Genomic DNA, 17,260 nt, shown 5'->3' with positions numbered 1-17,260 from the left:
CTGCTCGCGATGAGGGCGGCACATTCAGCATGGGTGCAAGCTGACCCACCGCCTTCGTCGGATCGCCGCCCGGAGCAAACCCACTCCCACAAGGGTTTCTGTTCAGTTGAACGCGATATAGAAATACCCCAGCGCCGGGTCCCGGCCCATGGGCGGTATCCGCGAGACGAACACCCCTTCGAGCCTTCCCAGTTCAGGTACTTCCAGCGCGCACAGCCCATCGACGAAGTCGGTGCTTTCCAGGCTGTTGAATTCCACGCTGAACGGCATGCGTTGGGTGTTCGGCATCTTCGACCGTGGTGTTTCTTCCAGGCTTTCGATCCGCACAGGCAGGGAGCTGCCGTCGGGTAGGGTCAGGCTGTGGGTCTGGCCCAGCAGTGGTTGGAAATGGTGGCTGTGAACCTGTTGCAGCATATCGGTACTCCAGAAGGCCGGAGGGCCGCAGCCCTCCGGCGGTTCGTCAGTTACGGGACGGGAAGAGACCGTTCAAAGCGATGCTGAAGTTGACCGCGAGGAACGGGTTCATGATCGCCAGTGGCAGGCCTTGGCCGGCAGGGGAGATCGTGCCGTCGATGCTCGTGCTCATACCCTTCACCGGCACCGGCGAGGCACCTAGCTGGTCAGAGTAGATATTGGCCGAGCCCGGCCCGGTGCCCGAGGTCCCGATGAACGCATTGGTGGACGTCGGTGTGCTTGCCGGGTTGCTGGCCGGGTTCGCCAATTGCAGGGTGGTCGAGGCGGTGAGCCCCGCCAGGGTGTGGGTGTGGGAAGGCAGGTTATTGAGCGTGGGGGTCACGTTCTCGGTGCCGGAGACTTCGCCGATGACACGCGGTGTCAGCCCCAGGCCGTTGCCGATGCCCAGGGGCAGGCGACCTTGCAGATTGGGGAGCATGAAGTTGGTGGTGCCGTTGCCCCCGTAGTACGTACCCAGCAGGGAGAACAACGCCTGGTATTGGGAAATGCCGAGTGTCTGCCCAAAACACTGCGCCCAACCGCTGGGCGCGAAGTTGAAGGCAAACGGCTGAATGGTGCCCATAAATACTTCCATAGATTCCTCATCCCTTCAGGTTATTGGTCTAGGTTATACGCCGGGGCAGGGCCTGAGGAGGGAGAGTGCGGTCAGCCTGACTCCTTCATTCCCTGGCCTGGTCATGCATGGCTGAGCGTAGACGGGGATGTGGCACTTTGCCGGGTGAGAAGGCTGAAAAATATCGAGAATCGGCTTAAACGATTCAGTTTGGCCGTGCGCTGCGACCGCCCATCTTTTTTCCCGAGCGAGGGCGATTTGATATCAAAGTACTACTAGGCGGCTTTTGTTTCCTCGGCTACGCTCTAGGCTACAAAAGGACTACAAACGGTGAAGGGATTGTCACAGTTCCACTTTATCTCCGGTTTACCGCGCTCGGGCTCGACCCTGCTTTCTGCGATTCTGTTGCAGAACCCGCGCTTCCATGCCGGCATGACCAGCCCGGTCGGTTCGCTGTTCAGCGGCGTCCTGCAACAATGCAGCGCCGGCAGCGAGTTCGGCTCGGTGATCGACACCGACCAGCGTCGCCGCTTGCTGCGCGGTCTGTTCGATTCCTACTACGCCGACAAAGCCGACAAGCCCGTCATCTTCGACACCAATCGCCAATGGTGCGCTCGCCTGCCGGCGCTCCAGGACTTGTTTCCCCAAGCCAAGACCATCGCCTGTGTGCGCAACGTCGCCTGGATCCTCGACAGCCTGGAGCGGCTCTACCGCGCCAATCCGTTCGAGAACACCAAGCTGTTCAACGACGATGACGAGCGCAACACCGTCTACAGCCGCTGCGAGACCCTGGCCCAGCGCAATCGCCTGGTGGGGTTCGCCTGGACGGCGCTCAAGGAAGCCTATTACGGCGAAAACGCCGAGTCGCTGCTGATCGTTGACTACGACCTGCTCAGCCAGGCACCGGAGCGGGTCATGCGGCTGGTCTACGAATTCATCGGCGAACCCTGGTTCGAACACGATTTCAACCACTTGACCTACGACGCGCCGGCTTTCGATCAGGCCCTGGGCGTCGCCGGCCTGCACAAGGTCAAGCCGAAGGTTGCGCCGCAAGCCCGGCGAACGCTGTTGCCGCCGGACCTGTTCGAGAAATTTGCCGAGTTGTCGTTCTGGCGCGATGGTTCTGCCAGCGCCGCCAATGTCATTCGTATGAAAACCGACGCCGCCGTCAACTGACTGCGGTTTTCTTTCATTTGCGTGTCCTAGAAGTTCGAGTCCGGGTGATCGTCATGTGGTGGAGCAAAGGTAAATCGCGGGTAACCGAGGGCGCACAGGCCCTGGCGTCGCCAATGATCATGTCCCTGGAGCCGCGAATGCTGTTCGACGGCGCGGTGGCCGCCACCGTCGTCGATGCCGCGCAGCCGGACGCCCACCCCACCGCCGACGCGGCCAAAACGCCGACGGCGGACCAGCCGGCCGACACCCACGCACCCCAGGGCCAGGCCGATGCCACACAGGTGGCGGTGCCCGGCAAGTCGGTGGTGTTCGTCGACTCCCGCGTCAAGGATGCCGACAGCCTGCTCCAGGGCGTGGCGCCCGGCACTGATGTGGTGAAGCTGGACGCCACCAAGGACGGCTTGCAGCAGATCGCCGATTACCTGGACAGCCACCAGGGCGTCAGCTCGGTGCAGATCATCGCCCACGGCAATGCCGGCGATTTGTGGCTGGGCAACAGCTATTTGTCGGCGGACAACGTCCAGGCCCGCAGCGAGGTGCTGGCGCAGATCGGCCAGGACATGAACGCCGGTGGCGATATCCTGATCTACGGCTGTTACACCGCCCAAGGTGACCGCGGCCTGGAGCTGGTCGATTCGCTGGCACAGTTGACCGGCCGCGATGTGGCTGCCTCCAACGACCGTACCGGCCTCGGCGGTGACTGGGACCTGGAAATTGCCACCGGCAACATCGAAAGCGCCAACGTACTGTCGGCCAACGCGATGAGCGAATACCAATGGGGCCTCGCCACCTGGACCGCCACCAACAACGCCAATACCGGTGTCGGCTCCTTGCGCGCAGCCCTGGCCTCGGCGCAGAACGGCGACATCGTGACCTTCAGCAGTGGTATGACGGTGGCGCTGACCCAGGTGCTGGTGGTCAACAGGAACGTGACCATCGACGGCGACCTCAACAACGACAACGTGGCGGATGTCACCCTCGATGGGCAATTCCGCACCCAGGTCCTCAGTGTGACGTCCGGTACGACGGCGACCCTCGATGGCCTGGTGATTACCCGCGGCATGTTGGCAGGCGACGGTGGCAATGGCGGCGTCGATGCGGCGGTCGCCAAGGCCGGCGGGATCTACAACGCCGGGACCCTGACCATGCGCAACGTCACGGTCACCGCGAACGCCGCATCGGGCGGTGGTGGCGGTGGCGGCGTGACGCCGCAATATGCCGGCGGCGGCGGCGGTGGTGGCGGCGCGGTCGGCAGCGGTACGGGCGGTCGGGGCGGCGATACGCTCAATGCCACGGGTTCCGCTGGCTCGACCGGACAAGGCGGCGCCGGCGGTGGTTTCTTCAACATGGGCGGGCGGGGTGGTAACTCCACCGGCGGCGCCGGCGGCGCCGCGTACCCGGGCTACAGCACGGGTTCGGCCGGCGGCACGGCCGCCAGCGCTGGCTTGTCCATCGGGGGCGGCGGTGGCGGTGACGGCTACAACTCGATTGGCGGCGCCGGTGGTGGAGCGGTTGGTGGTATCTACAACGACACCGGCGCGACCCTGACGATCATTGGTAATTCGGTGATTTCCAACAACATCGGCGCCGGTGGTGGCGGTGGCGGCGGTGGTGCCGGAGGTGGCTATACCCATACCGGCGGCGCGGGCGGCGTCGGCGTCGGCGCCATCTGGAACAAGGGCACGATCCTGATGACCGCGGCCAACTTCGCGGCCCTGTCGGGCAACGTCGGTGGCAGCGGTACCGGTGGTGCCAGTGCCGGCACCGCAGGCAATTCACCGAGTTCCGTAGCCAATATCTACGGCGATGGCGGCACCCTCAACACCAACTATGTGCCGGACCTGACCCCGCCGACCGCGACGGTCGTGGTGGCCAATACCAACCTTAACTCCGGCGGCACGTCGTTGGTGACCATCACCTTCTCCGAAGCCGTGACCGGTCTTACCTCAGCCGACCTGACGGTGCAGAACGGCACCGTGGGTGCCTTGAGCAGCAGCGACGGCGGCATCACCTGGACCGGCACGTTGACGGCGGCCAGCAACATCGCCGATACCACCAACGTCATCACCCTGGACAACACCGGCGTTGCCGACCTGGCGGGGAACGCCGGCGTGGGCACCACCGACTCGAATAACTACGTCGTCAATGACACCGTGGCGCCCACGGCGACCATCGTGGTAGCCGATACCGCCTTGAGGATTGGCGAGACCTCGCAGGTGACCATCACGTTCAGCGAAGCGGTGACCGGCTTCACCAACGCCGACCTGACCATTGCCAACGGCACGTTGAGCGCGGTCAGCAGCAGCGACGGCGGCATCACCTGGACCGCGACGTTCACGCCGAGCGCCAGCGTCAGCGACACCACCAACCTGATCACCCTGGACAACACCGGCGTGAGCGATACGGCTGGCAACGCGGGTACCGGCACCACCAACTCCAACAACTACGCCATCGACACCGTGCGGCCTACCGCGAGTATCGTGGTGGCCGACACGGCACTGAGAGTCGGTGAAACGTCCCTGGTGACGATCACCTTCAGCGAGGCGGTGAGCGGCTTCACCAACGCTGACCTGACCATTGCCAACGGCACCTTGAGCGCGGTCAGCAGCAGCGACGGCGGCATTACCTGGACCGCGACGTTCACGCCAACCGCCAGCGTCAGCGACACCACTAACCTGATCACCCTGGACAATACCGGCGTGACCGATGCGGCAGGCAACGCCGGCAGCGGCACCACCGATTCGAACAACTATGCGATCGACACCGTGCGTCCTACTGCGACCATTGTCGTGGCCGACTCGGCACTGAGTATTGGTGAAACGTCCCTGGTGACCATTACCTTCAGCGAAGCGGTGACGGGCTTCACCAACGCCGACCTGACCATTGCCAACGGCACGTTGAGCGCGGTCAGCAGCAGCGACGGCGGCATCACCTGGACCGCGACGTTCACACCGAGCGCCAGCGTCGAAGACGCTTCCAACCTGATCGTCCTGGCCAACACCGGCGTGGCGGACGCCGCTGGCAACGCGGGCACCGGGACCACCAACTCCAACAACTACGCCATCGACACGCAACGCCCGACGGCCACGGTCGTTGTGTCCAACTCGGCGCTGAGCTTGGGGGCCACTTCCCTGGTGACGATTACGTTCAACGAGGCGGTGACCGGCTTCACCAACGCCGACCTGACCATTGACAACGGCACGTTGAGCGCGGTCAGCAGCAGCGACGGCGGCATCACCTGGACCGCGACGTTCACACCGAGCGCTGGCGTCAGCGACACCACCAACCTCATCACCCTGGACAACACCGGCGTGACCGATGCGGCGGGCAACGCCGGCAGTGGCACCACCGATTCGAACAACTACACCATCGACACCGTGCGGCCGACCGCGACCATCGTGGTGGCCGACACGGCCCTGGCAATCGGCGAAACCTCACTGGTGACCATCACGTTCAGCGAGGCGGTGACCGGTTTCTCCCTGGCCGACTTGACCGCTGCCAACGGCAGCCTGAGTGGGTTGAGCACCAGCGACAACATCACGTACACCGCAACCTTTACCCCATCGGCCGCCATCAGCGACGCCACCAATCTCATTACGCTCGACAATACTGGCGTCACGGACGGCGCGGGCAATGCCGGCACCGGCACCACCAACTCCAACAACTACGCCATTGACACCGTGCGCCCGACCGCGACCATCGTCGTGGCCGACACGGCCATCGCCGCGGGCGAGACGTCATTGGTGACCATTACCTTCAGCGAGGCGGTGACGGGCTTTACCACGGCCGACCTGACGGTGGCCAATGGTACGCTCAGCGGCCTGAGCAGCAGCGACGGCGGCATCACCTGGACCGCCACCCTGACGCCGACCCTCGGGGTCACCGACACCACTAACGTGATCACCCTGGACAACACCGGCGTCAGCGATGCAGCGGGCAACGCCGGTACCGGCACGACCAACTCCAACAACTACCAAGTGGACACCAACGTGCCGACGGCGACCATTGTCGTCAGCGACAGCGCGTTGAGCATAGGTGAAACGTCGCTGGTGACGATCACGTTCAACGAGGCGGTGAGTGGTTTCGACAACAGTGACCTGACCATCGCCAACGGCACGTTGAGCAACGTTTCGTCTTCCGATGGCGGTGTCACCTGGACCGCGACCTTCACGCCGAGCGTGAGTATTTCCGATACCAGCAACGTGATCACCCTGGACAACACCGGCGTGACCAACGTCTCGGGCAACGCCGGCGTCGGCACCACCGATTCCAACAACTACGCCATCGACACCGTGCGCCCCACCGCGACCATCGTCGTGGCCGACACGGCCATTGCCGCCGGGGAAACGTCGCTGGTGACCATTACCTTCAGCGAAGCGGTGACGGCTTTCACCACCGCCGACCTGACGGTGGCCAATGGTACGCTCAGCGGCCTGAGCAGCAGCGACGGTGGCATCACCTGGACCGCCACCCTCACGCCGTCCGTTGGGGTGACCGACACCAGCAACGTCATCACGCTCAACAGTGGTGGCATCGTCGATCTGGCCGGCAACGCCAACGTGGGCACCACCGATTCCAACAACTACGCCATCGACAGCCAGCGTCCAACCGCGACCATCGTGCTCAGCGATTCAGCATTGCGACCGGGCGAAACGGCGTTGGTGACCATCACCTTCTCGGAAGCGGTCAGCGGCTTCGACAATTCGGACCTGAGCGTGGCCAACGGCACGCTGAGTGCGGTCAGCAGCAGTGATGGCGGCATTACCTGGACCGCGACCTTCACCCCGACCGTGGGCGTGAGCGACACCACCAACCTGATTGTCCTGGACAATACCGGTGTGAGCGACGCGGCCGGCAACAGTGGGGCAGGGACTACCAACTCGACCAACTATACGGTCGAGACCCGGGTGCCGACGGCCACCGTCGTGGTCGCCGATACGTCCCTTATTGCCGGCGAAACGTCGCTGGTGACCGTCACCTTCAGTGAAGCAGTCAGCGGCTTTAATAATGCCGACCTGAGCGTGAGCAACGGTACGTTGAGCAACGTTTCCTCCAGCGACGGCGGTGTGACCTGGACGGCGACCTTCACGCCAACCTCCAGCATCTCCGATACCAGCAACGTGATCACCCTGGACAATAGCGGTGTGACCAACGTCTCGGGCAACGCCGGCGTCGGCACCACCGATTCCAACAACTACGCGATCGACACGATTCGCCCAGGCGCCACCATCACATTAGGCGACACCTCGTTGGGCATCGGCCAGACCACCACCGTGACCATCAGCTTCACCGAGGCGGTGACCGGTTTCGACCTGTCGGACCTCAGCGTCGCCAACGGTGTGTTGTCCAACCTGGCCAGCAGCGACGGTGGCCTGACCTGGACGGCGACCCTGACGCCCACCGCCGGGGTCAACGACCCTACCAACCTGATCCTGCTCGACAGCAGCAACGTTCAGGACCTGGCCGGCAACGCCGGGGCGGGTATCGCGATCTCCGCCAACTACGCCCTCGACGCCACCCGGCCGAGCGCGACCATCGTGGTGGCCGACCCGAACCTGACGGTGGGCGAGACGACCCAGGTGACCATCACCTTCAACGAAGCGGTGACCAATTTTGACCTGTCGGACCTCAGCGTCACCAACGGTGAGTTGACCAACCTGACCAGCAGTGACGGTGGCAAGACCTGGACGGCGACGTTCACCCCGACCACCAATCTCACCGATCCAAGCAACTTCATTGCCCTGGACACCAGCAATGTCAACGACCTGTCCGGTAACGCCGGCACCGGCGTGGCGGTGTCCAACAACTACGCGATCGATACCGTGGTGCCCAATGACGTGAAGCCGCCACCGGAGTTCCTGACGACGGACCCGGTCCCGGTCACCCCATCGTCCGAGGTGCCGCTGCAACCGGTCATCTTCGCTCCGCCGACCGGTGACCTCGGCTCGCCGATAGGCTTCCCGCCGTTGTTCGAGCAACGGGACCTGGGCGGCGGTATCCAGCCCATCGGCGACATTTTCATCAACCGGGGGGCGCTGGCGCCAAGCTATATCGCCCAGGTATTTGGCAATGACACCGGTGGCGATGGCTCAGGCCAGGGGTTCCTGGGCTTTGGCGGCGGTGATGGCGGGGTGTTCGGCATCAGCACGCTCGCGGGCCTGTTCAACAAGGACACGAGTGCCGAAGGCGAGTCGATGAACGCTTTCGGCAGCCAGTCGATGCAGAGCGGCGATGTGTCCCAGGGACTGCGGGGCATGTTTGGTGCGCCGAGCCTGGGTCAGCAATTGCAACACCTCAAGGACACGGAACAGCGTCAGGTCGACAACCTGGCCACTGCTTTACGACAGGTCGGCATCAGCCCGGCCTGAATTCTAAAAATATTGGGGCAGCCAGGGGCAGTACAGGGAATGAATAGAAGTCAGAAGTTATTCGGTATGAGCATGCTGGCGTTGGTGGTCAGCGGATGTGCGGTCACCAGCGAGCCGATCGAGCGCAGTGTCAGCGAACAGCGCGCCCAGACCGACCTGCAGAACATGTACAAGGGTCAGGAGCCCCTGAGCGGGCCCTTGACCCTGCACCAGGCCATGGCCCGGGCGGTGAAGTACAACCTCGAAGGTCGCTTGAAGGTCATGGAGGAGGCCCTGGCCAAGCGACAGTTGGACCTGGCCAGTTTCGACATGTTGCCGCGCATGGCCCTCGACGCCGGCTATGTGGGGCGCAACAACGTCAACGCCTCCAGCAGCCAGAGCGTGGAGACCGGCACCCAGTCCCTGGAACCGTCGACTTCCCAGGACCGCGACCGCGAAGTGGCGGACCTGACCATGGTCTGGAACGTTCTCGATTTTGGCGTGAGCTACATCAGCGCCAAGCAGGCCGGGGACCAGCGGCTGATCGTTCAGGAGCGCCGGCGCAAGGTGATCAACACCATCGTTCAGGACGTGCGTTCGGCGTATTGGCGAGCCATGGCCGCCGAACGCCTGCTCAAGCAGATCGACGCCCTGATGGCCCGGGTCGAGGCTGCCCGCAACAACAGCCAGAGCATGAGCGAGCAGCGCATCGGTGATCCGGTGCAAGCCCTGGGTTACCAGCGCTCGCTGATCCAGGCCACGCGCCAGCTCGAAGAACAGCGCCGGGCGTTGTCCCTGGCCAAGACGGAACTGGCGACCCTGATCAACCTGCCCCTGGGCACTGAGCTGACCCTCGCCACGCAGGACGAATACGAGATCCCGGAACTCAAGGTCGACCTGCCCCGTCTCGAACAGGAAGCGTTGGCCAGCCGTCCGGAACTGCGCGAGCAGGATTACCAGACCCGTATTACTGCCGCCGAAACCCGCAAGGCCATGTTGCGCCTGTTGCCGGGGCTGGAATTTTCCGCGGGCGGGCATTACGACAGCAACTCGTTCCTGGTGGAGCAGGGCTGGGCCGATTATGGCGTGAAAGTCACCTGGAACCTGTTCAACGTGATCTCTGCCCCGGCGGCCATCGACGTCGCCAAGGCCGGTGAAGAAGTGGCGGCGGCGCGACGCCAGGCCATGTCGATCGCCGTGTTGGCGCAGCTGTACGTGGCCAACGCCAACTACCGCGATGCGCTGCGCCAGTTCAAGACCAGCCAGCAACTGTCGGACATCGATGGGCAAATCGTCGGCCAGTTGCGCAGCCGCCACCAGGCCGCCAGCCTGGGGGAACTGGACCTGATCCAGGGCGAGCTGAACACTTTGCAGGCCGACCTGCGCCGGGACCTGGCCTACGCCGACCTGCGCAACGCCTATGGCCAGATCTTCGCCAGCGCCGGCCTCGACCCGCTGCCCGATGAAGTGCAATCGACCGAAGTGCAGTCGATCGCCACGGCATTGGCCAACCGCGAAGCGGCCTGGGCCCAGGGCGATATCAGCGTGCCGAAGCCGGCGGTGCCTCGATAACCGGCGCGCCCATGACGGCCCCGGCGTTTTCCCGCCTGCCGGTGACGGTCAACCTGCCGTTGCTGTTGCAGGCGTTGGCCGCCATCGACGAGGATCGCTGGCAAGGGCACTTCAACAGCGCTTATTACAGTGGTGACTGGAGTGGCGTGGCGTTGATTTCGCCGTCCGACGCCTTGACCGAACTGTCACCCGGGCAGGGCCAGCCCTTGCGTCGTGCGCCTTGGTCAGACGATCAGCGGTGGCACGAAGCGCTGCGCGACTGGTCGCTGGACATCGTTTCGGCCCGGCTGCTGCGGCTTGGACCGGGCGGGCGCATCCATGAACATCGCGATTATGACCTGGACGGGCCGGACGCCGACCTGCGCCTGCACGTTCCACTGCTCAGCGCGCCCGAGGTGGATTTCTGGCTGGACGGGCAACGGATCCCGATGAGCGTGGGCGAGTGCTGGTTTCTCGACTTGTCGCGGCCCCATCGCGTCGAAAATCGCAGTGCCCAGCCACGGATTCACCTGGTGCTCGACTGTCGCCCAGGACCATGGCTGGCCCGGCAAATCGCCGACGGGCTGCCCACCACCCCCGAAGCTGGCGTGGGGCAAAGCGACCTCGTTCGTTTCCAGCAGCGTGTCGAAACCGACCCGCATCTCGCCCGGACCTTGCAGGGCCTGCATGACGTCGATGCGTTCATCGAATCGGCCGTGGCGTTGGGCGCCGGACAAGGGCTGCATTTCACGCGGGAAGAATTGCGCGCCGCCATGCGCAATGGGCTGCGACAATGGAGTGAACAGTGGAAGGCCTGAATCTGCACGGCTGGTTGCCGATCCGCGTATGGCAAACGTCGGGGCTGTGGCGAGTGGATTGGTGCTGGTTCGGCGATGCGCGACTGTCGCAGCCGTTCTTCGGCGACGCCGTGGAGGACGCCCTGCGCTTGCCCTTCAATCAGGCGTTTCGTCGCCAGACATCTTTGGACGTTCTCGGCCGGTGGCAACAACAAAGCCCGGGCCTGGCGCCAAGTGCGTTCATTTTCCATGCATCCCGTTGCGGCTCGACGTTGATCAGCCAGATGCTTGCCCAGTTACCCGACCACATCGTCATTTCGGAACCGCCGCCCCTGGATACGCTTCTGCGCAGTGATTTGCCAGCTGCCGAACGGTGCGCGGCGCTCCAGGGCTTGATGTCGGCCTATGGGCAGCGCCGCCGGGGCGTGGAGCAACGCCTGGTGATCAAGCTCGACGCCTGGAACATCGGTGAGCTGGCGCTGTTGCGCGAATGCTTTCCCGACACGCCCTGGCTGTTCCTGTACCGCGACCCTTTGGAAATCGCCGTCTCGCACCTGCGCCGCCCCGGCATGCACATGGTGCCGGGGATGATCGGGGCGAGCGTGCTGGACGATGGATTGCCGTTCAGCACCCAGGAAGACGCCATCGCGCGACGCTTGGGTCGACTGCTCCATGTGGGGCTGGAACACTGCCAGGCCTTTGCCGGAATGGCGGTCAACTACAGCGAATTACCGGAGGCGATGACGGGCAGGCTGGCGACGTTTTTCGGGCTCGATGAGGAGCAATGCCGCCAGGCGTTGGCGGCGGCGGGCCGGCATGCCAAGCAACCGACGCAGGCGTTTGCCAGTGACAGCGAAGATAAGCGCCGGGAGGCTTCGCCGTTGTTGCGCGAACGGGTGATGCAGTGGGCGCAGGGGCCTTACGAAGCGCTCGAAACATTGCGTGTTCACTCTTGTGGCGAGGGGATTTAGCGAAGCGCCGTACTGCCCCGCTGTGGGAGCAAAGCTTGCTCGCGACACAGGCGCCTCGATACTTGAGAGACCGCATCGCCTTCATCGCGGGCAAGCCTTGTTCCCACAGCAGGCCGTGCGTGTCTTGCCTGCAAATACATCAAGGCTTATTGGCAGACACCTCCGCCATCCCCTTGAGCAACTCGATCGGCAACGGGAAAACGATGGTGGAGCTTTTATCCCCGGCAATCGCCCCCAGCGTCTGCATGTAGCGCAATTGCATCGCCCCCGGCTGGCGCCCGAGCATTTCAGCGGCCTGCATGAGTTTTTCCGACGCCTGCAACTCACCTTCGGCGTGGATCACCTTGGCCCGGCGCTCCCGCTCGGCTTCGGCTTGGCGCGCGATGGCGCGGATCATCGATTCGTTGAGGTCCACGTGCTTGATTTCGACGTTCGCCACCTTGATGCCCCAGGCGTCGGTCTGGGCGTCCAGGACTTGTTGGATATCACTGTTCAGTTGCTCGCGCTCGGCCAGCAACTGGTCCAGCTCATGCTTGCCGAGGACCGCCCGTAGCGTGGTCTGGGCCAATTGGCTGGTGGCCATGAGGAAGTTTTCCACCTGGATGATGGCTTTCTGCGGATCGAGCACGCGGAAATACAGCACCGCGTTGACCTTCACCGAGACGTTGTCGCGGGTGATCACGTCCTGGGGAGGCACGTCGAGGACGATGGTGCGCAGGTCGACGCGGATCATTTGTTGCACCACCGGAATCAGCAAGATCAGCCCCGGCCCCTTGACCTGCCAGAACCGACCGAGCTGGAACACCACCGCGCGTTCATATTCGCGCAGGATCCGGAACGTCGAAGCCGCCAGCGCGATGACCAGCACCAGCAGCAGTGCAAAACCGATTTGCATACCCATCTCAGGCTCCTTGTGCGTCAGCGGGGGCGACTTCCAGCAGCAAACCCTTGCGTGCGATGACTCGCACCGCTTGCCCTGGCCGTAGCGGCGTTGCGCAGGTCACCTGCCACTGCTCGCCTTCCAGTTGGACCCAGCCATGATGGTGACTGGCGCCCTGCAATGCGTTGATCGTCGTGACGCTGCCCAGCAGCGCCGCATCGCCACTGACGGGGTGGCGTGGCCGGGTCTTCAACGCGCGGATCACCAGCGCGACCAGCAACAGGGCACTGACCAGGCCCAGGCTGATCATCAATGGAACAGGCACGTCGGCGTTGGTCAGGATGAGCGCACCGATCAGGCACAAGACGATGCCGCCCAGCCCTGCAACGCCGTAGTTGGGCAAGGCAGCCTCGGCAATCAGCAATGTCACGCCCAAGGCGATCAGCCAGAACGCCAGGGGGTTGGTTGCCCACAGTGCGAGGCCATCGCCTGCGAGCGCCGGTCCGCTGAGGATCAACAGCAGCGCGACCGTCATGCAACGAATGTTCACGGGGCCCTCCGCAACAACGATTTGCACTGACTCTATCCTGAGTTTAGTCGAGTCCTGGCTTGATCGATTTTTGATCAGTTCGATCCTCTTCCAAGGGACTAGACTGAGCAGAGTGCCAAGTGCCCATTGACCCCCCGTACAGGAGCCCTCCCATGGAAACGCCGATCCACAGCCTGCCCGCGCTGTTCAAACAACTGGGCCTGCCCGACGATGCCGTCAGCATTGATCAATTCATCGCCAGTCATTCACCGCTCAAGCCCGACTTGCACCTGGCTGACGCATTTTTCTGGAGCGAAGCCCAGCGGCAATTACTGCGCGACGAGCTCCTCGAGGACGCCGACTGGGCGGAAGTGGTGGATCAATTGGATGTGCTGTTGCGCAAGGGACGGGGGGAGTGATCAAGTTGTGCGTAGCCACTAAAAAGACCAGAATGCCGTACCTTTTGAGGACCTGAATCATGCAAAGCATTCTGGCCGACATGGCTGTCAGTGTTTCGGAATTGAAAAAAAACCCTTCGGCTGTTCTCAGTGGCGCCCACGGTGGCCCAGTTGCAGTGCTCAATCACAATCGTGTGATGGGGTATATGGTGCCGGCCGAGGTCTTCGAGGCCATGATGGAGCGCCTGGATGATCTGGAGTTGGCTGAGATCGTTCGTGCCCGCCGTCATGAGACACCCATCCCGGTGAGCCTGGATGACCTATAAGCTCGAGTTCCTGCCATCGGCTCGTAAGGAATGGGACAAGTTGGGCTATACCGTGCGTGAGCAATTCAAGAAAAAACTGATCCAGCGGCTTGAATCGCCTCGCCTCGCTGCGGATGCGCTGCATGGGATGCCTGACTGCTACAAAATCAAGCTCAAGGCCTGCGGGTATCGGTTGGTCTATGAGGTAATCGATGATCGTCTTGTGGTGTCGGTTATAGCCGTCGGCAAGCGTGAGCGCAGTGAGGTTTATCAGAGAGCCAGACGTCGTTAGCCCTTGGCATCTGCTTGCATTATTCTAAATTGATATTAATAAATATCTTCTTATTCCTTAAACAATATAAATCTCCTCCCTATACTCCTCTGGGAACAGACCCGCAGGAGAGCCCCCATGCGCAACGAATCCATTCGCTACCTGATCGTGCCGGGCTGGCAAGGATCGCCGGAAAATCATTGGCAAACCCACTGGCAGAACAGCCTGCCCAACAGCGCCAGGGTCGAGCAGGCCGACTGGTTGACGCCTCGTCGTGAAGACTGGGTCGCTGCGCTGGCCGAAGCCATCGTGGTCGACAGCACACCGGTGATCCTGATTGCCCATAGCCTGGGTTGCATCACGGTGGCTCATTGGGCCGCCACCGCCCCCATGCATCTGTTGCGACAGGTTCGTGGCGCGTTGCTGGTGGCGCCGGCGGATGTCGAGCGCCCGGCCTGTGCTCCGGCACTGCGCAATTTCGCGCCGATCCCCCGCGACCTGTTGCCATTCCCAAGCCAGGTGGTCAGTTCCGACAACGATGCCGCCGTGAGTGCCCCGCGTGCGCTGGAGTTGGCGCGTCACTGGGGAGCCGAGGCCGGGATACTGGCGGGTGCCGGGCATATCAATGTGAAGTCCGGCCACCACCGCTGGGAGCAGGGTTTCGCTTATCTCTATCGCCTGCAAAACCGCATGGAGCATCACGCCCTGCGTCGCGCCTGAATTTTTTTGCGCCCTCCCGTCTCCCGACGGTCGGGGGCGGGGAGTCTGCCATGAGCTTGCATGAAACCTTCGGTCAGCCTTTGTTGACCTTTCCCGATGCGGAAAAGAGCCCCCTGAGCATTCGCGCCAAGGCGCTGGTGTTCGTCGACCCGCGTTCACGGCAGTTGCGCCAGGAACTGGAACAACTGGCGCCGCGTGGGATCCCGGTGTTGATACGCGGTGAAACCGGCACCGGCAAGGAATTGCTGGCCCGGCATATCCACCGCGAAAGCGAGCGTGGCGGGCTGTTCGTCTCGGTCAATTGCGGCGCCATCAGCCCGACCTACGCTGACGCCGAATTGTTCGGCTACGCCGCCGGCAGCTACAGCGGTTCGGCCAGCAGCCGGGCCGGCTGGTTCGGTTCGGCCAACGGCGGCACGCTGTACCTGGATGAGATTGGCGATTTACCGCTGCCGATCCAGGTCAAGTTGCTGGCGGCACTGGAAAATCACGAGGTCACCCGCGTCGGTGCCCACCAGCCCAGCCCGGTGGATGTGCGCCTGGTCGCGGCCACCAGCATCGACCTGGCGCAAGCGGTGGCGGCGGGGAAGTTTCACGAGCGGCTCTTCCATTACCTCAGCGAAGGCCGCCTCGAACTGCCGGCCTTGCGTGAGCGGGTGGGCGATATTCTCTCGCTGGCCGAGTATTTCCTCGGTATCTACACCCAACGCCTGGGCCTGGCCGTGCCGTTGATCAGCGAAGCGGCGCAACACGCCCTTGAACGACACGACTGGTCGGGCAATACCCGGGAGTTGGAGAACGTGATTCATTTTGCGTTGCTGGTGAGCACCGGGGACGAGATTTTGCCGGAGCATCTGAACCTGCCGTCCCGGCCATCGGCCCTGGAATTGATCGACCATCAAGTGGCGCAAGTCGTTGCCAAGGGCACGGAAGCCGAACGCATAGCCCTCAAGGCGCGGCTCAATCAATTGAGCCAAACCCTCTAACTTTGTGGGAGCAAAGCTTGCTCGCGAAACAGGCGCCTCGACTCTTGAAATCCTTATCGCTGCCATCGCGGGCAAGCCTCGCTCCCACAGATGTATCCCCAAGTTACACAGTTATGTTCTATATGAGAGAAATGAATATGAACGTGAATAAAAGATATTTTTAAGGAATAAAAAATCCCGGTATCGTCCCCCTCACGCCACCGATAGCACTTCGCTGGCACTTTCTCTCAGGCCGTCGCCCTCATGACGACTGTGATTTTCGATAAGGACACTGCATGAAAAAGGTTCTGTTGTTCACCGCATTGGCGGCAGCCCTGACCTCGGGCTTGGCCCAGGCCGCGGAAAAACTGGTGGTGGCGGCCACTCCGGTACCCCACGCAGAAATCCTCGAGCTGATCAAGCCAGCCCTCGCCAAAGAAGGCGTGGACCTTCAGATCAAGGTCTTCACCGACTACGTGCAACCCAACGTCCAAGTGGACCAGAAGCGCCTGGACGCCAACTACTTCCAGACCCTGCCGTACCTGAAGAACTTCAACGAAGGCAAAGGCACTCACCTGGAAACCGTGATCGGTGTCCACGTCGAACCGTTCGGTGGTTACTCGAAGAAATACAAGCAACTGGCTGATCTGCCAAACGGCGCGACCATCGCGCTGCCCAACGAAGGGAGCAACAGTGGCCGTGCCTTGTTGCTGCTGCAAAAGGCCGGGTTGATCGAATTGAAAGACCCGAAAAACGCCTTGGCGACCCCGAAGGACATCGCCAAGAACCCACACAACTTCAAGTTCAAGGAACTGGAGTCGGCCATGCTGCCGCGCGTCCTGGACCAGGTCGACCTGGACCTGATCAACACCAACTATGCCCTGGAAGCGGGTCTCAACCCGGCCAAGGACGCACTGGTGATCGAAGGTTCCGACTCGCCTTACGTCAACTTCCTGGTGGCCCGTCCTGACAACAAGGACAGCCCGGCCATCCAGAAACTGGCCAAGGCCTTGACCAGCCCTGAAGTGAAGGCGTTCATCGAGAAGAAATACAGCGGCGCGGTTCTGCCGGCGTTCTGATTCGAAGGGCGATGTGTGGGGGCAAGCTCTGCTCCCACACGTTCGATTCCCTGGCTACAAAAGCGCTCAGGCAACCTGGGCCTTCAACGCCCTGTTCAACGCCACCAGCAACTTCAACACTTCCTGCGGTTCCAGTCGCTGCGGTGCCTTTTCGTCATTCATGTTCTCGTCCTTGTGAGGGTTTGGCCGGGCTTCGGCCATCGGCTGCGATTCCTTGGCGCGGTCCTTTGAAACACAAAACCTG

The 17,260-nt window shown here is 62.7% G+C and carries 15 protein-coding genes; 11 read left to right on the top strand and 4 right to left on the bottom strand.

Annotated features, from left to right (window positions below; genetic code table 11):
* Nucleotides 1-102: 102 nt before the first annotated feature.
* Together N4Q37_RS21140 and N4Q37_RS21135 are read right to left on the bottom strand one after the other, a co-directional pair.
* A complete protein-coding gene (locus N4Q37_RS21140; RefSeq protein WP_260961548.1) occupies nucleotides 103-414 on the bottom strand; it encodes a DUF6916 family protein in 312 nt (103 codons plus the stop codon).
* A 46-nt stretch (nucleotides 415-460) separates the two neighbouring features.
* Nucleotides 461-1,048: a phage tail protein gene (locus N4Q37_RS21135; RefSeq protein WP_260961546.1), complete on the bottom strand. Its 588-nt coding sequence runs from the start codon at nucleotides 1,046-1,048 to the stop codon at nucleotides 461-463.
* A gap of 309 nt (nucleotides 1,049-1,357) precedes the next feature.
* Between N4Q37_RS21135 and N4Q37_RS21130 the strand changes: the two genes are divergently transcribed.
* Genes N4Q37_RS21130 through N4Q37_RS21110 form a run of 5 tightly spaced genes read left to right on the top strand, consistent with a single transcriptional unit; the run spans nucleotide 1,358 to nucleotide 11,869 of the window.
* Nucleotides 1,358-2,203 (top strand): sulfotransferase family protein, encoded by an 846-nt coding sequence (locus tag N4Q37_RS21130; RefSeq protein ID WP_260961545.1) that lies wholly within the window; start codon nucleotides 1,358-1,360, stop codon nucleotides 2,201-2,203.
* Nucleotides 2,204-2,256: 53 nt separating this feature from the next.
* Nucleotides 2,257-8,571, top strand: a complete 6,315-nt coding sequence (locus N4Q37_RS21125; protein WP_260961543.1) for an Ig-like domain-containing protein — start codon at nucleotides 2,257-2,259, stop codon at nucleotides 8,569-8,571.
* Nucleotides 8,572-8,610: 39 nt separating this feature from the next.
* On the top strand, nucleotides 8,611-10,122 hold the full coding sequence (locus N4Q37_RS21120; protein WP_260961542.1) for a TolC family protein: 1,512 nt from the start codon (nucleotides 8,611-8,613) through the stop codon (nucleotides 10,120-10,122).
* Between the two features lie 11 nt (nucleotides 10,123-10,133).
* Nucleotides 10,134-10,919, top strand: coding sequence for an aspartyl/asparaginyl beta-hydroxylase domain-containing protein (locus N4Q37_RS21115; protein WP_260961541.1), 786 nt, complete (start codon nucleotides 10,134-10,136; stop codon nucleotides 10,917-10,919).
* A complete protein-coding gene (locus N4Q37_RS21110) occupies nucleotides 10,907-11,869 on the top strand; it encodes a sulfotransferase (protein ID WP_260961540.1) in 963 nt (320 codons plus the stop codon). The genes N4Q37_RS21115 and N4Q37_RS21110 overlap by 13 nt, the downstream gene beginning before the upstream one ends.
* Nucleotides 11,870-12,008: 139 nt before the next feature.
* Here the strand turns inward: N4Q37_RS21110 and N4Q37_RS21105 are convergent, their stop codons facing one another.
* Together N4Q37_RS21105 and N4Q37_RS21100 are read right to left on the bottom strand one after the other, a co-directional pair.
* Entirely contained in the window at nucleotides 12,009-12,770 is a 762-nt protein-coding gene (locus N4Q37_RS21105; RefSeq protein WP_260961539.1) for a slipin family protein, read from the bottom strand.
* A gap of 1 nt (nucleotide 12,771) precedes the next feature.
* Nucleotides 12,772-13,299, bottom strand: a complete 528-nt coding sequence (locus tag N4Q37_RS21100; protein ID WP_260961538.1) for an NfeD family protein — start codon at nucleotides 13,297-13,299, stop codon at nucleotides 12,772-12,774.
* Between the two features lie 152 nt (nucleotides 13,300-13,451).
* Between N4Q37_RS21100 and N4Q37_RS21095 the strand changes: the two genes are divergently transcribed.
* The 6 genes from N4Q37_RS21095 to N4Q37_RS21070 all read left to right on the top strand — a co-directional run bounded on the left by N4Q37_RS21095 (nucleotide 13,452) and on the right by N4Q37_RS21070 (nucleotide 17,016).
* Nucleotides 13,452-13,697: a DUF2789 domain-containing protein gene (locus N4Q37_RS21095; RefSeq protein WP_260961537.1), complete on the top strand. Its 246-nt coding sequence runs from the start codon at nucleotides 13,452-13,454 to the stop codon at nucleotides 13,695-13,697.
* A gap of 59 nt (nucleotides 13,698-13,756) precedes the next feature.
* Nucleotides 13,757-14,002, top strand: a complete 246-nt coding sequence (locus N4Q37_RS21090; protein WP_025211236.1) for a type II toxin-antitoxin system Phd/YefM family antitoxin — start codon at nucleotides 13,757-13,759, stop codon at nucleotides 14,000-14,002.
* Nucleotides 13,992-14,273, top strand: coding sequence for a type II toxin-antitoxin system RelE family toxin (locus tag N4Q37_RS21085; protein ID WP_260961535.1), 282 nt, complete (start codon nucleotides 13,992-13,994; stop codon nucleotides 14,271-14,273). The genes N4Q37_RS21090 and N4Q37_RS21085 overlap by 11 nt, the downstream gene beginning before the upstream one ends.
* A 117-nt stretch (nucleotides 14,274-14,390) precedes the next feature.
* Entirely contained in the window at nucleotides 14,391-14,972 is a 582-nt protein-coding gene (locus N4Q37_RS21080; protein WP_260961534.1) for an alpha/beta hydrolase, read from the top strand.
* A gap of 50 nt (nucleotides 14,973-15,022) precedes the next feature.
* Nucleotides 15,023-15,958 (top strand): sigma 54-interacting transcriptional regulator, encoded by a 936-nt coding sequence (locus tag N4Q37_RS21075; RefSeq protein ID WP_260961533.1) that lies wholly within the window; start codon nucleotides 15,023-15,025, stop codon nucleotides 15,956-15,958.
* Between the two features lie 275 nt (nucleotides 15,959-16,233).
* Nucleotides 16,234-17,016 (top strand): MetQ/NlpA family ABC transporter substrate-binding protein, encoded by a 783-nt coding sequence (locus N4Q37_RS21070; RefSeq protein ID WP_260961532.1) that lies wholly within the window; start codon nucleotides 16,234-16,236, stop codon nucleotides 17,014-17,016.
* Nucleotides 17,017-17,260: the final 244 nt, after the last annotated feature.

The organism is Pseudomonas citri (genome assembly GCF_025336485.1).
Lineage (GTDB): Bacteria > Pseudomonadota > Gammaproteobacteria > Pseudomonadales > Pseudomonadaceae > Aquipseudomonas > Aquipseudomonas citri.
The sequence above is the reverse complement of the archived record's forward strand: the minus strand, read 5'-3'. Positions and strand labels throughout refer to the sequence as shown.

Excerpts from the sequence above, each read along its gene's own strand:
- N4Q37_RS21080 (WP_260961534.1), top strand. The coding sequence starts at position 14,391 with ATGCGCAACGAATCCATTCGCTACCTGATCGTGCCGGGCTGGCAAGGA.
- N4Q37_RS21075 (WP_260961533.1), top strand. The coding sequence starts at position 15,023 with ATGAGCTTGCATGAAACCTTCGGTCAGCCTTTGTTGACCTTTCCCGAT.
- N4Q37_RS21095 (WP_260961537.1), top strand. The coding sequence starts at position 13,452 with ATGGAAACGCCGATCCACAGCCTGCCCGCGCTGTTCAAACAACTGGGC.
- N4Q37_RS21135 (WP_260961546.1), bottom strand. The coding sequence starts at position 1,048 with ATGGAAGTATTTATGGGCACCATTCAGCCGTTTGCCTTCAACTTCGCG.
- N4Q37_RS21090 (WP_025211236.1), top strand. The coding sequence starts at position 13,757 with ATGCAAAGCATTCTGGCCGACATGGCTGTCAGTGTTTCGGAATTGAAA.
- N4Q37_RS21070 (WP_260961532.1), top strand. The coding sequence starts at position 16,234 with ATGAAAAAGGTTCTGTTGTTCACCGCATTGGCGGCAGCCCTGACCTCG.
- N4Q37_RS21105 (WP_260961539.1), bottom strand. The coding sequence starts at position 12,770 with ATGGGTATGCAAATCGGTTTTGCACTGCTGCTGGTGCTGGTCATCGCG.
- N4Q37_RS21125 (WP_260961543.1), top strand. The coding sequence starts at position 2,257 with ATGTGGTGGAGCAAAGGTAAATCGCGGGTAACCGAGGGCGCACAGGCC.
- N4Q37_RS21120 (WP_260961542.1), top strand. The coding sequence starts at position 8,611 with ATGAATAGAAGTCAGAAGTTATTCGGTATGAGCATGCTGGCGTTGGTG.
- N4Q37_RS21085 (WP_260961535.1), top strand. The coding sequence starts at position 13,992 with ATGACCTATAAGCTCGAGTTCCTGCCATCGGCTCGTAAGGAATGGGAC.
- N4Q37_RS21115 (WP_260961541.1), top strand. The coding sequence starts at position 10,134 with ATGACGGCCCCGGCGTTTTCCCGCCTGCCGGTGACGGTCAACCTGCCG.
- N4Q37_RS21140 (WP_260961548.1), bottom strand. The coding sequence starts at position 414 with ATGCTGCAACAGGTTCACAGCCACCATTTCCAACCACTGCTGGGCCAG.